Origin of the sequence: Actinomadura nitritigenes (genome assembly GCF_017573545.1) — a bacterium.
GTDB classification, from domain to species: Bacteria; Actinomycetota; Actinomycetes; order Streptosporangiales; family Streptosporangiaceae; genus Spirillospora; species Spirillospora nitritigenes.
In genome coordinates this window covers 373781-386890 of the sequence record NZ_JAGEOK010000002.1, presented here as the reverse complement: position 1 = coordinate 386890, position 13110 = coordinate 373781, and the positions used below count along the sequence as shown (strand labels likewise).

Annotated in this window: 14 protein-coding genes; 6 read left to right on the top strand and 8 right to left on the bottom strand. The window is 73.1% G+C overall.

The annotated features are described in order from the left end of the window. Positions 1 to 8: 8 nt before the first annotated feature. The gene (locus J4557_RS04125) at positions 9 to 1649 is read right to left on the bottom strand and encodes a fumarate hydratase (protein ID WP_208264978.1); all 1641 of its coding nucleotides are present in this window, start codon (positions 1647 to 1649) and stop codon (positions 9 to 11) included. A 1-nt stretch (position 1650) separates the two neighbouring features. After that, complete coding sequence (locus tag J4557_RS04120; protein WP_208264977.1) at positions 1651 to 2568, bottom strand: DMT family transporter; 918 nt, start codon at positions 2566 to 2568, stop codon at positions 1651 to 1653. A 113-nt stretch (positions 2569 to 2681) separates the two neighbouring features. Here J4557_RS04120 and pdxR point away from each other — a divergent pair, with 113 nt between their 5' ends. Both pdxR and J4557_RS04110 read left to right on the top strand, forming a co-directional pair. Then, positions 2682 to 4115, top strand: coding sequence for a MocR-like pyridoxine biosynthesis transcription factor PdxR (gene pdxR / locus J4557_RS04115; RefSeq protein ID WP_208264976.1), 1434 nt, complete (start codon positions 2682 to 2684; stop codon positions 4113 to 4115). A gap of 29 nt (positions 4116 to 4144) precedes the next feature. After that, on the top strand, positions 4145 to 4378 hold the full coding sequence (locus J4557_RS04110; protein WP_208264975.1) for a hypothetical protein: 234 nt from the start codon (positions 4145 to 4147) through the stop codon (positions 4376 to 4378). A 259-nt stretch (positions 4379 to 4637) separates the two neighbouring features. Here the strand turns inward: J4557_RS04110 and J4557_RS04105 are convergent, their stop codons facing one another. The 3 genes from J4557_RS04105 to J4557_RS04095 form a co-directional block, all read right to left on the bottom strand. Continuing rightward, positions 4638 to 5867: an MFS transporter gene (locus J4557_RS04105; protein WP_208264974.1), complete on the bottom strand. Its 1230-nt coding sequence runs from the start codon at positions 5865 to 5867 to the stop codon at positions 4638 to 4640. Positions 5868 to 5964: 97 nt separating this feature from the next. Continuing rightward, positions 5965 to 6762 (bottom strand): ABC transporter permease, encoded by a 798-nt coding sequence (locus J4557_RS04100; RefSeq protein ID WP_208264973.1) that lies wholly within the window; start codon positions 6760 to 6762, stop codon positions 5965 to 5967. Further along, complete coding sequence (locus J4557_RS04095) at positions 6759 to 7712, bottom strand: ABC transporter ATP-binding protein (RefSeq protein WP_208264972.1); 954 nt, start codon at positions 7710 to 7712, stop codon at positions 6759 to 6761. Before J4557_RS04095 ends, J4557_RS04100 begins: the two co-directional genes overlap by 4 nt. Before the next feature lie 82 nt (positions 7713 to 7794). Here J4557_RS04095 and J4557_RS04090 point away from each other — a divergent pair, with 82 nt between their 5' ends. Together J4557_RS04090 and J4557_RS04085 are read left to right on the top strand one after the other, a co-directional pair. After that, the gene (locus J4557_RS04090; RefSeq protein ID WP_208264971.1) at positions 7795 to 8394 is read left to right on the top strand and encodes a DUF1707 SHOCT-like domain-containing protein; all 600 of its coding nucleotides are present in this window, start codon (positions 7795 to 7797) and stop codon (positions 8392 to 8394) included. A gap of 5 nt (positions 8395 to 8399) precedes the next feature. Next, positions 8400 to 8807, top strand: coding sequence for an ASCH domain-containing protein (locus J4557_RS04085; RefSeq protein WP_208264970.1), 408 nt, complete (start codon positions 8400 to 8402; stop codon positions 8805 to 8807). A gap of 10 nt (positions 8808 to 8817) precedes the next feature. On the opposite strand, the gene glpX is transcribed toward J4557_RS04085, so the two are convergent. Beyond that, positions 8818 to 9852, bottom strand: a complete 1035-nt coding sequence (gene glpX, locus J4557_RS04080) for a class II fructose-bisphosphatase (protein ID WP_208264969.1) — start codon at positions 9850 to 9852, stop codon at positions 8818 to 8820. A 180-nt stretch (positions 9853 to 10032) separates the two neighbouring features. On the opposite strand from glpX, the gene J4557_RS04075 reads away from it, so the two are divergent. Together J4557_RS04075 and J4557_RS50715 are read left to right on the top strand one after the other, a co-directional pair. Beyond that, entirely contained in the window at positions 10033 to 10698 is a 666-nt protein-coding gene (locus J4557_RS04075) for a TetR/AcrR family transcriptional regulator (protein WP_208264968.1), read from the top strand. Positions 10699 to 10718: 20 nt separating this feature from the next. Then, positions 10719 to 11594, top strand: coding sequence for a DUF4245 domain-containing protein (locus tag J4557_RS50715; protein WP_307799372.1), 876 nt, complete (start codon positions 10719 to 10721; stop codon positions 11592 to 11594). Between the two features lie 42 nt (positions 11595 to 11636). On the opposite strand, the gene J4557_RS04065 is transcribed toward J4557_RS50715, so the two are convergent. Together J4557_RS04065 and xseA are read right to left on the bottom strand one after the other, a co-directional pair. Then, positions 11637 to 11873: an exodeoxyribonuclease VII small subunit gene (locus J4557_RS04065; RefSeq protein WP_372442438.1), complete on the bottom strand. Its 237-nt coding sequence runs from the start codon at positions 11871 to 11873 to the stop codon at positions 11637 to 11639. A 10-nt stretch (positions 11874 to 11883) separates the two neighbouring features. Beyond that, positions 11884 to 13098 (bottom strand): exodeoxyribonuclease VII large subunit, encoded by a 1215-nt coding sequence (gene xseA, locus J4557_RS04060; RefSeq protein ID WP_208264966.1) that lies wholly within the window; start codon positions 13096 to 13098, stop codon positions 11884 to 11886. Positions 13099 to 13110 lie beyond the last annotated feature (12 nt).

Genomic DNA, 13110 nt, shown 5'->3' with positions numbered 1-13110 from the left:
CCGCCAGGTCAGCGGCGGCCGATGGTGAGGACGGGGCCGGTGGTGTCGGCGAAGAAGTCGCCGCCCTTGTCGTCCACGACGATGAAGGCCGGGAAGTCCTCGACCTCGATCTTCCAGACGGCCTCCATGCCGAGCTCCGGGTACTCCAGGACCTCGACCTTCTTGATGCAGTCCTGCGCGAGCCGCGCCGCCGGGCCGCCGATCGAGCCGAGGTAGAACCCACCGTGCTCCTTGCACGCGTCGGTGACCTGCTTGGACCGGTTGCCCTTGGCCAGCATCACCAGCGAGCCGCCCGCCGCCTGGAACTGCTCGACGTAGGAGTCCATCCGGCCCGCGGTCGTCGGCCCGAACGAGCCCGACGCGTAGCCCTCCGGCGTCTTCGCGGGGCCCGCGTAGTAGACGGCGTGGTCGCGCAGGTACGCCGGCATCGGCTCGCCCGCGTCCAGCCGCTCCTTGATCTTGGCGTGCGCGATGTCGCGCGCCACCACCAGCGGGCCGGTCAGCGACAGCCGCGTCTTCACCGGGTACTTGGTCAGCTCGGCCCGGATCTCCGCCATCGGACGGTTCAGATCGATCTGGACGACCTCGTCGTCCAGGTGCTCGTCGGTGGTGTCGGGCAGGTACTGCGCCGGGTCGGTCTCCAGCCGCTCCAGGAACACGCCCTCCGCGGTGATCTTGGCGAGGGCCTGCCGGTCCGCGCTGCACGACACCGCGATCGCCACCGGGCAGGACGCGCCGTGCCGCGGCAGCCGGATCACCCGCACGTCGTGGCAGAAGTACTTGCCGCCGAACTGCGCGCCGATGCCGAGCTTCTGCGTCAGCTCGAACACCTGCAGCTCCAGCTCCAGGTCGCGGAAGCCGTTGCCGAGCGGCGAGCCCTCCGTCGGCATCGTGTCCAGGTAGTGCGCCGACGCGTACTTGGCCGTCTTCAGCGCGTACTCGGCGGACGTGCCGCCCACCACGATCGCCAGGTGGTACGGCGGGCACGCCGCCGTGCCCAGCGAGCGGATCTTCTCCTCCAGGAAGGACATCATCCGCTTCGGGTTCAGGACGGCCTTGGTCTCCTGGTACAGGAACGACTTGTTCGCGCTGCCGCCGCCCTTGGCCATGAACAGGAACTTGTAGGCGTCGCCCGGCGCCGCGTACAGCTCGACCTGCGCGGGCAGGTTGCTGCCAGTGTTCTTCTCGTCCCACATCGTCAGCGGCGCCATCTGCGAATACCGCAGGTTCAGCCTGGTGTACGCGTCGTACACGCCGCGCGAGATGTGCTCCTCGTCGTTCCCGTCCGTGAGGACGTGCTGGCCGCGCTTGCCCATGACGATCGCGGTGCCGGTGTCCTGGCACATCGGCAGCACGCCGCCGGACGCGATGCCCGCGTTCTTCAGCAGGTCCAGCGCCACGAACCGGTCGTTGGGGGACGCCTCGGGGTCGTCGAGGATCCGGCGCAGCTGCGCCAGGTGCGCGGGCCGCAGCAGGTGCGCGATGTCGCGCATCGCGGTCTCGGTGAGGAGTCGGAGGGCCTCCGGCTCGACCTGCAGGAACGTCCGGCCGTTCGCCTCGAACGTGGAGACCCCGTCGGAGGTCAGGAGCCGGTAGTCGGTCTCGTCGGGGCCGAGCGGCAGCAGGTCGGTGTAGGAGAACTCAGGCATCTCAGGCAGATCCTCGCGCGATTCCGATGGGGGCCGCATCACAGGGTACGACCCGGCGCCGCAGCCCGAGGACGACCCCCGCCGCCACCAGCGCCGCCCCCGCGAGGTCCGCCGGCCCCGGCCGTCCCAGCCCGAGGACGACCGTGGTGACGACCGCGCTGACCGGGATCATCCCGGCGAACAACCCCGCCCGGTCCGCGCCGAGCCGGCCGAGCGCCCCGTACCAGAGCAGGAACGCGATCACGGTGACGATCACCGACAGGTACGCCAGCCCCGCGAACTCCGCGCCGGTCGGCGCCCGCAGCACGGCCGTCCCGTCGGTGACCAGCCCCACGGCCAGCAGCATCGGCGCGGCGATCGCCGCCGAGTACGCCGACACCCGCACCGGGCCGAGCGCCGGCAGCAGCGGGACGGCCAGCAGCGAGAAGCACACCTCCCCGGCGAGCGCGCCCAGCGACAGCAGCAGCCCCCGCAGGCTGCCCCCGCCGAACCCGTTGGCGAGCGCCGCCCCGGCCGCGACCACGCACGCCGAGGCGACCACCGCCGGTGCGGGCCGGCGGCCCTCCAGCAGCGGACCGACCAGCGCCAGCACGATCGGCACCGTCGCGATCACCGTGCCGATCGTGGCCGGGCTGGTGTCCCGGGTCGCCGCGACGATGCACACGTTGAACGCGACCAGGCCCGTCCCCGCCAGCGCCGCCAGCAGCGCCCACTCCCGCGCCGCCGGACGCCGGGCCGGCCCGCCGCGCAGCCGCGCCACCGCCAGCAGGATCACCGCGGCCACCGTGTACCGGACGGCCTGGCCGCCGAAGACCGGATAGTCCGCGATCGTCGCGGACACCGCGGTCAGCGTGCCGACGAGGAACATCGCGGTCCCGGCGGCGGCGCCGCCCCCGGAGGAGAGAGAGGAGATCTTCATGACTCGAACGCTAGGAGGCCGTTGGACCTGGAGACAGAGCCAATGGCTACCATCGATCATGGACCAATCCCGGGTAAGTGACGCATGAACGCCCGGTCGACGCTGAGTGTCATGTGACCGACCTCCATCTCCCACTCGACCGCGGGGCGGGACGGCTGGCCGCGCAGATCGCCGCGGGCTTCCGCGCGGCGGTGCGGGCCGGGCGGCTGACCGCGGGCACCCGGCTGCCGTCGAGCCGCGACCTCGCGCGCGACCTCGAGGTGTCCCGCGGCGTCGTCGTGGCCGCCTACGAGCAGCTGACCGCCGAGGGCTTCCTCATCGCCCGGCGCGGCGACGGCACCCGCATCGCCCCCCTCGCCCGCCCCGACGACCCCGACCCCGTACCCCCCGCCGACGACCCCGACCCCGCCGCGCTCCCGTCCTGCGACATCCCGCCCGACCCCGGCGCGCTCTACGACCTGTGGCCCAGCCAGCCCGACCTGTCCGCCTTCCCCCGGGAGCGCTGGGTCGCCGCCACCCGCGCCGCGCTGCGCACGCTCCCCAGCGACGAGCTGACCTACCCCGACCCCGGCGGCGTCCGGCCGCTGCGCACCGAGCTCGCCGGCTACCTCGGCCGCGTCCGCGCCGCCGTCGCCGACCCCCGCCGCGTCGTCATCATGAACGGGGTGGCGCACGGGCTGTCCGCGCTGGTCCGGGTGCTGATCGCGGACGGCCACCGCGTCCTCGCCGTCGAGGACCCCACCAGCGTCCGGCAGCTGCCGATGCTGGAGGCGTCCGGCATCCGGCTCGTCCGGATCCCGGTGGACGCCGACGGCGTGAACGTCGCCGCGCTCGCCCGGACCAACGCGCGCGCCGTCCTCGTCACGCCCGCCCACCAGTACCCCACCGGCGTCGTGCTGTCCCCGTCCCGCCGCGCCGAGCTGATCGCCTGGGCGCGGGACGTCGACGGCGTGATCCTGGAGGACGACTACGACGCCGAGTTCCGCTACGACCGCGAACCCGTCGGCTGCCTGCAGGGCGTCGACCCCGAACGCGTCGTGCTGCTCGGCTCCGTCAGCAAGGCCCTCGCGCCCGCGCTGCGCCTCGGCTGGACCCTCGCCCCCACCGGCCTCGCGACGCGGCTCCGCGAGCACCGCGGCCAGACCGACCTCGGCGCGCCCGTCATCGAGCAGTACGCCCTCGCCGAGTTCCTCCGCAGCGGCGGCTACGACCGGCATCTGCGCACCATGCGGCGCCGCTACCGGTCCCGCCGCGACGCCCTCGCCGACGCGCTCGCCACATACGTGCCGGGCGCGACGGTTCACGGCGTCTCAGCGGGCATCCACCTCTATGTGGAACTCCCGCCCGGATCCGACGAGGACGCGGTGCTGGCCCGCGCCGCGCGGTCCGGGGTGTCGGCGGCCGGCGCCCGCGAGATGTGGTCCGCCGGACGCGCCGCCGACGCGCCCCCCGCCCTCGTGCTGGGATATGCCCGAATTGCCGAAAGTCGCCTGGTCAAGGCGGCACAGCTGCTCGGCAAAGCGGTTACCGGGGGGACGGAAGGGTAGGACCAACATCCCCGGTGTAGGAGGTATGGATGAGTCTGGAAGAGGCCGCACGGCAGCTGAAGATGGCCGGTCACGACGCGCAGGTCGCCTTCGACTGCGTCGGCCTGGGCGACCTCGAACGCGCGCAGGAGCACGCCGTCACCCTGCGCGCCGCCGCCGACGCCGCCGAGGTGGCGCTGAGCCGGGCGCTCCAGGACCTGACGCCGGAACAGGCCCAGGTGGAAGGCGAGAAGGCCGTCACCGCCCTGGAAGAGACTGTGTAGACCCAGGGGGGCGACCCTGCTGGCCCAGGGGGGCGACCCCCTGGAACCCCGTTACGGTCGTCAGGCTGTTTCGCGCTCCGCTAGAGCTCCGCGCGAAACAGCCTGACGACCGTCGGGCATGCCCGCTCCGCTCGCTGCACTCGCTCCGAGTGCCTGCCCGTGGGCGGTGGTCGAGGTCTGGCCTTCCGTGGCCGTGTTCAGCCGGGTTCCACGTGTCGGATCCGCTCGTTGAGGCGCCACGGGCGCGCTCGGGGGCTGCTCAGGCGAAGGGGCGTTCCATGGCGGGCGCGTTGGGGTCGGCGCCCTCGACCGGCTTCGGGTCGAAGCCCTTGGCGGTGACGAACACGACCAGGATCAGCGCGGCCGGGACGGTGAACGCCAGCCGCAGCCCGTGGTCGTGGCTGACCGGCGCGATCGCGCCGACGACGGCGGCGCCGAGCACGAAGCCGACGTAGTTGAAGATGTTGACGCGGGCCACCGCGACGCCGAGGCCGGTCGGGTCGACACGTCCGGCGGCGGAGAAGGAGACCGGCGCGATCACGCTGAGGCCGAGGCCGGCGAGCGCGAAGGCGGCGATGGCGACGGCCGCGTTCGGCGCCGCCACCACGGCGATCATGCCGATGATGCCGACCAGCCCGCCGAGCCGCACGACCTGGACCGGGCCCGAGCGGCGGACGCCGAGGTCGGCGACCGCGCGGCTGATCACCATCGTGATCTGGTAGGCGACGTAGCCGAGCGGCGCGACCCAGTCGCTCGCCGAGAGCTCGTCGTCCAGATACTTGGCGCCGTAGCTGGAGATCGCCGAGTCGGCCAGGTAGGCGACGGCCATCGCCGCGCCGACGACCAGGATCGGGCGCCACGGAACGCTGCGCCCGGCGGCCTTCAGCTCCTCGGCGGACGGCCCGTCGCCCTCCTCCTCGCGCCGGTACAGGCGCGCCCCGGTGGCGAGGGACGCCACGATGCCGACGGCGGCGGCGATCCCGAAGCCGGTGAGGAGCGAGAGGTCCAGCTTGTTGGACGCCGACGCCCACAGGCCGCCGAGGATCCCGGCGACGGACCACACCGCGTAGAAGCCGGTGATCAGGCTGACGCCGTACCGGCGCTCGACCGCGATGGCCTGCGCGTTCATCGAGGCGTCCACCGCGCCGACGAACAGGCCGAACAGCGCGACGGCCCCGTAGAGGGCGAGGTCGTTGTCGCCGGTGGCGCCGATGAGCACGATGGTGACGGCCACCGCGGGCTGCGCGACCCGCAGCACGGGGCCGCTGCCGAAGCGCTTGAACAGCGACCCCGAGATGACGCTGCCGACGCCCGCGATCAGCGGGACCATCAGCAGCACCAGCGAGAGCGTCCCGTCGCTGAGGTGGTGCGTCTTCTGCATCTTCGGCACCTGCGTCACCAGAGAGGCGAAGCACAGTCCCTGGACGGCGAAAGCGGCGTAGGCGGAGACCCGCGCCCGGCGGTCCCGCTCGGTGGTGCCCTCGCTCATGCGGTCCGACCTCTCTGCCTGACACAATGTGAAGAAGATTCGCGTCAGCGTAGAGACAGGGTACGCGCCGGGTCAATCATCCAGGAAGACGTCCCGATCAGTCGATCAGCCGCTTCCGCATCCCCCGGACCGCCAGTATCCACATGAGGGCCGCGAACGCCACCAGCGCCCCCAGATGCCCGAGGTCGGCGAGCGGCCGCAGCCCGAACACCGCGTGCCGCACCAGCTCCACGCAGTGGTAGAGCGGGTTCACCCGCGCCGCGTACCCCGCCCAGTCCGGCAGCGCGTCCACCGGGAAGAACGTCCCCGCCACCAGGAACAGCGGCGTCACCACCCCGGTGATCACGTAGTCGAACGAGTTGATCGACGGCACCACCGACGACGTCCACATCCCGAACAGCCCGAACCCGAGCGCCAGGAAGAACACCATGAACGGCACCAGCAGCATCCCGAACGACGGATCGAGCCCGAAGAACAGCGCCACCACGATCGGCGTGCACGAGTACACCGACGACTTCGCCGCGATCCACAACGCCTCCGCCGTCACCAGCTCGTGCACGTCCACCGGCGCCGCGAGGATCGCGTCGTAGGTGTGCTGGAAGGCCCGCCGGATGTAGGAGTTGAACATCCCCGGGAACACCGACGTGAACAGCGCCGCCGTCCCCACCACTCCCGTGGCCACGAAGTCCAGGTACCGGTAGTGGCCCACCGCCGCGACCATCGACCCGAACCCGTAGCCGAACGCCAGCAGATAGAACGTCGGCTCCACCATCGACGCGAACGACTGCGTCATCCAGTACCGCTTGTACAGCGCCAGTTCGTGCCGCCAGATCCCCCTCAGCGGCGCCACCTCGAAGCGCCGCAGCCGCGGCGCCCGCCCGGCCTCTGCGGTCATTCCACTCGCTCCCCGGTCAGCACCACGAACACGTCCTCGAGGCTGGCGGCCCGGCGCACGCCGTCCGGTCCCAGCTCCTCGTCCAGCGACGGCGCGATCGTCTCCGCCTTCAGCACCGACACCGACGGGCCCGTCCGCCGCGTCGGCAGCCCCGCCGCCCGCGCGACCCGCTCGACCTCCGCCAGCCGGTCGGGCGGCCCGTAGTGCTCCACCACCCGCTCGCCCGCGTACCGCGCGACCAGCTCCGACGGCGATCCCCGCGCGATCACCCGCCCGTGCGACATCAGCGCGCACTCGTCCGCCAGCCGCTCGGCCTCCTCGATGTAGTGCGTCGACATCAGCACGGTCGTCCCGCGCGAGCGCAGCCCGTCGATCAGGCCCCACAGCTCCGCCCGGACCTGCGGGTCCAGGCCCACCGTCGGCTCGTCCAGCAGCACCAGCGCCGGGCGGTGCACCAGCCCCCGCGCGATCAGCAGCCGCCGCCGCATCCCGCCCGAGAGGTCGTCCACCTTCGTCTCCCGGCGCTCGGTCAGGTGCGCGATCGCCAGCGCGTCGTCGACGGCCGCGCGGCGCTCGCGCCGCGGCACCCGGTACAGGTGCGCGAACACCTCCAGGTTCTCCCGGGCGGTCAGCTCCTCGTCCAGGTTGTCCTGCTGGGGGACGACCCCCATCGCCGCCCGCGCCTGCTTCGACTGCGCGGGGACCTCGAACCCCAGCACCCGGATGGCGCCCTCGTCCGCCACCGCCTGCGCGGTCAGCATCTTCATGGTCGTCGACTTCCCGGCGCCGTTCGGCCCGAGCAGCCCCAGGCAGCTGCCCGCGGGGACGTCCAGGTCCAGCCCGTCCACCGCGGTGAACGTCCCGAACCGCTTGACCACGCCGCGCAGGCTGATCGCCGCCGCGCCGGCCTCCCCCTCTTCGGCCGCGAGCTGCGCACGTTGCACCGTCATGCCGTCACCCTAGGTACCGATCCCGGCGAAACCCATCCATTTTCCTCGGGGTCCCCCGCCGTCGGCCCAGTAACCTCTTCGTGTGGACATCCCCCGCCGCCCGGGACAGGCGACCCGCGTGAGCGACCTGCGCGCGTCCGACGCCGACCGGGAGCGCGTCGCCGCCGTGCTCGGCGAGGCGCTCGCGGACGGCCGCATCACCATGGACGAGCACGCCGACCGCACCACCCGCGTCTACGCCGCCCGCACCCTCGGCGAGCTCACCGGCCTCACCCTCGACCTCAGCCCCGAGGAGGCCCAGCCCATCCTCGTGGACGACCGCCCGGTCACGGTCTTCTTCGGCCGCGTCCGCCGCGAAGGCCGCTGGGTCGTCCCCGTCAAGCTGCCGCTGCTCGCCCTCTTCGGCACCGTCGAACTCGACCTGCGCGAGGCCGTCCTGCAGCGCCGCCACATCGTGCTCGACTCGATGGTGCTCGCCGGCCGCGTCCGCCTCCTCGTCCCCGAGGGCGTTCGCGTCGACGTCACGGGCCGCACCGTCCTCAGCACCCGCGAGGTCCGCACCCGTCCCGCAGCCGAGGGCCCCACCATCGAGGTCGCCGGCACCCTCATCTTCGGCTCGGTCAAGGCCAGGGCCCCGAAGCGGACCCTCCGTCAGCGCGTCCGAGGCCGCCTGCGACGCTAGCCCCCATGGACGATCTTCCTCCCCTCGAACTCGCCTTCCCCGGCCCCGAACGCGACCGCGGCGTGGCCGCGATCCTGAACGGCGAGAAGACCGCCTTCACCGGCCTGCTCGAGCTCCACGAGAAGGCCGGCGAACCGGTCCCCGGACCCGGCGACCGGTTCGCCGTGCTCGACTCCGACGGCCGTCCCGCCGCCGCGATCGAGCTCACCGAGGTCCGCGTCGTCCCGATCAAGGAGATCGACGACGCCTACGCCCGCGCCGAAGGCCGCGGCTACGCCGGCGCCGCCGAATGGCGCGCCGACCACGAGCGCTTCTTCCGCAGCGAGGGCGTCGCCGCCTTCCTCGGCCGCACGCCCGAGATCACCGACGACACGCTCGTCGTGGCCCAGCACTTCCGCCGCCTGGATCCCTGACGAGCGCCTTCTAGACCGCGCTGTCGAAGTTGATGGCGCTGTAGGCGCGGAGCTTGCTGAGCTTGTGCTCGCTGGAGATCGTGCGGATCGTGCCGCTGCGCGACCGCATGACGAGGGAGTGGGTGACGGCCGTGCCCTTGCTGTAGCGGACGCCGTCGACCAGCTCCCCGTCGGTGATGCCCGTGGCGGCGAAGAAGACGTCGTCGGAGGTGACGAGGTCGTCGGTGGTGAGGACGCGGCCGAGGTCGTGGCCCGCGTCGAGCGCCTTGCGCCGCTCGGCGTCGTCCTGCGGCCACAGGCGGCCCTGGATGACGCCGCCGAGCGCCTTGATCGCGCAGGCGGCGATGATGCCCTCCGGGGTGCCGCCGATGCCGAGCAGCAGGTCGACGCCCGTGCCGGGACGGGACGCCATGATCGCCCCGGCGACGTCGCCGTCCAGGATGAACTTGATGCGGGCGCCGGTCTCGCGGACCTCCTTGACGATGCCCTCGTGCCGGGGGCGGTCCAGGATGCAGACGGTCACGTCGTGCGTGGAGGAGCCCTTGGCGCGCGCGATGGCGGCGATGTTGTCGGCGATGGGGCGCTCGATGTCGACGACGTCGGCGGCCTCGGGGCCGGTGACGAGCTTCTCCATGTAGAACACGGCGGACGGATCGAACATCGATCCGCGCGGGGCCACCGACAGCACGGCGATGGCGTTGCTCATGCCGAGGGCGGTGAGGCGGGTGCCGTCCACCGGGTCGACGGCGACGTCGCACTCCGCGCCGGAGCCGTCGCCGACCTCCTCGCCGTTGTAGAGCATGGGGGCGTTGTCCTTCTCGCCCTCGCCGATCACGACGACGCCGCGCATCGAGACGGTGTTGATGAGCTGGCGCATCGCGTTGACGGCGGCTCCGTCGGCGCCGTTCTTGTCCCCGCGGCCGACCCAGCGGGCCGCGGCCATGGCGGCGGCCTCGGTCACCCGGACCAGCTCCATCGCCAGGTTGCGGTCCGGCGCGGCCGGCTCGGTGGTCAGCGGGGAGGAAACGGTGGTCTCTTCGGACATGACGGGGCGGCCCCTTCGTTCGATGGTGACTCGGATTCTCCGGGGACCGGACGTCGGGTCACAAATTGGACCAGACCAGCCGGTGCGCCGGGGAGAGCCGCCCGCGTGCGCGGGTCGTTTTGACCGTCACGCGGGCAAGGGATCGTTTCCCCGTGGGAAGAGGGCGTAATCTCTGGGCTCATGAGCAGCGACATCGACGTCTCGTCCGGCGGGGCGGCACAGGACGGGGGCGCGGGAGCCGCGGAGGCGCCCGCGCGCACCTCCGACCGCGGGGCCGCCACGCGCAGCGCCCTGCTGTCCGCCGCCCGGGACGTCTTCTGCGAGGCGGGCTTCGCGCAGGCCGCGGTGACCGACATCGTGGCCAAGGCGGGCGCCAGCGTCGGCAGCCTGTACCACCACTTCAACGGCAAGGCCGACCTGTACCTGACGCTGTTCGAGGAGTTCCAGGGCCGCCAGCAGGAGCGCACCCGCAAGGCGATCAACGCGGTGCGGGACGCGGGCGAGAACGACCCGATGCGGCAGTTCGTCGCCGGCGCCGGCGCGTACCTCGACGGGTGCCTGCGGGAGCGGGACGTCGCGCGGCTGTTCATCTCCGGCGACGGCCCGCCCGGGTTCGACCGGGTGATGCGCCAGCGGCTGAACAAGTGGGCCCGGCGGAACGCGGCGCTGTTCCACACCGCCGACGGCGGCGTCGACGAGGCGCTGGTCGTGGTGCTGACGGGCGCGATGGCGGGCGCGGTGTCGGAGATCTCCCTGATGGACGACGAGGACGCGGCGCGCACCCTTGCGGACGAGATCATGGGCATCGTCGGCACGATCGAGAACCCCCGTACGGAGCAGCCCTGACCGTGCGGGATCCTGGAGGGGTGACCGACAAGAGTCCCGCATCCGCTCCGGAGTCCGCCGAGTCCGAGCAGCCCGCCGCCGGCGAGCGGCCGTCCGCCGGGGAGCCGTCCGCGGCGGAGGCGCCCCGACAGCACGGCGAGGTGCCCGAGGGCGCCGCTTCGGAGGGCGCCGGGGACGCCGCGTCCGACGAGGGCGACGGCGAGCGGACCTCGGCCGAGGGTGAGGGCGCGCAGGCCCGGACGGAGGACGGGGCCGCGGCGGCGCCGCAGGGCGCGGGCCGTCCCGTGGTCCAGGTCAGCCCGGCCGTGTACAAGCGGCTGACGACCGGGCTCGGCGGGTTCACGATGGCGATGGGCGCGTGCCTGCTGCTGGTGCTGGCGATCTTCGTGATCACGCCGCGCGACAACAAGGAAGTGCTGCGCACCGTCGACTACTCCTCGCAGCTGTGGGCGCTGCGCAGCGACGCGCCGTACACGCCGTGGGCGCCGGAGGGCCTGCCGCCGAGCTGGCGGCCGACGAGTTCGCGCCTGAACGGCCTGGACTCGGGCGGCGAGCAGCCGGTGGCGTGGCACCTCGGGTTCGTGACGCCGAAGGGCGAGTACGCGGCGCTGGAGCAGAGCAACGAGAAGGCGGAAGCGTACGTCCCGCGGATGACCAACAGCAGCAAGCCGATCGGCACGATGCAGGTCGCCGGTGAGTCGTGGGCGAAGTACCACCGCAACGACAAGAAGGCGAACTCGCTGGCGCGGCCGGGCCCCGGCGGGATGAGCATCGTGGTGACGGGCACCGCGTCCTACGAGGAGCTGGCGGTGCTCGCCGCCTCGCTGAAGCCGCAGGCCAAGCAGGGTGCGGGCCCGGCGCCGTCGGCGTCGGCGCCGGCCACCCAGGGGTCCTGACCGGGGCCTGCGGGCCCGTCCCGGGCGCGTGTCCCCCTACGGTCAGAACGGAGCCGGGGCTTCGCCGTCCTCCGGTCCCTGCATGGCGGCGGCGAGCCTGGCGCGCGCGCCCTCGAGCCACTCCTCGCAGACGGCGGCGAGCTTCTCGCCGCGCTCCCACAGGGCGAGGGACTCCTCGAGCGTCAGCCCGCCGGCCTCCAGCCGCTTGACGACGTCGGTCAGCTCGTCGCGGGCCTGCTCGTACGAGGGCTTGCGGTCGGTCGCGTTCTCTTCTGCCACTCTCACCACTCTAGGGCTCTTCGCGGTCGGAGACGGTCGCGGTGAGCCGGCCGCCCGCGAGGCGGACGTGGAGGCGTTCGCCGTCCTTGACGTCCGCGGGCTCCCGCACGACCGCCTCGTCCTCGCGCTGGACGATCGCGTAGCCGCGGTCGAGCGTCGCGGCGGGGGAGAGGGCGAGCAGGCGGGCGCGGGTGTGCGACAGCTCGTCCCCGGCCCGGTCCAGGGCGGACGCCACGCACCGGCGGGTCCGGTCGCGCAGCGCCAGGACCTGCTCGGACTGCCGCTCGATCTCGCGGACGGGGTCGGCGAGGGCGGGCCGGGACCGGACGTTCCTCAGCCAGTGCAGCTCCCGCTCCAGGCCGCCCGCCAGGCAGCGGCGGCCGCGGTCGCGGAGCTGCCGGACGAGCTGGAGCTGCTCGCGCACGTCCGGGACGGTCTTCTTCGCCGCGTCGGTCGGGGTGGAGGCGCGGACGTCGGCCACGAGGTCGAGGATCGGGCTGTCCTGCTCGTGCCCGATCGCGCTGACGACGGGGGTGCGGGCGGCGGCGACCGCGCGGACGAGCGCCTCGTCGGAGAACGGCAGCAGGTCCTCCATGGCGCCGCCGCCGCGCGCGATGACGATGACCTCGATCTCGGGGTCGGCGTCGAGCCTGCGCAGCGCCTCCATGACCTCGCCGACGGCGTAGGAGCCCTGGACGGCGGTGTTCTCGACGCGGAACGCGACGGCGGGCCAGCGGCGGCGCGCGTTCTGCAGGACGTCGTGCTCGGCGTCGGAGTCGCGGCCGCAGATCAGCCCGATCTTGCCGGGCAGGAACGGCAGCGGCCGCTTGCGCTCGGGCCGGAACAGGCCCTCGGACGCGAGCACCTGCTTGAGCCGCTCCAGCCGGGCCAGCAGCTCCCCGACGCCGACCGGGCGGACCTCGACGGCGCTGAGCGAGAACGTCCCGCGGTTGATCCAGAAGTCGGGCTTGGCGTGCACGACGACGCGGGCGCCGTCGGTGACGGCGGGCCCGGCGGCCTCGAACACCCCGCGTGGCCCGACGACCCGGACGGACATGTTCGCGACGGGGTCGCGCAGCGTCATGTAGACGGTGCCGCCGCGCGCGTTGAGGTCGGTGATCTGGCCCTCGACCCAGATCCGGCCGAGGCGGCCGATCCAGCCGCCGACCGCCTGCAGGACGGTCCGCACCGGCACGGGGGACTCGGCCGTGGTCTCCATCGCCATGCCCGAAGCCTA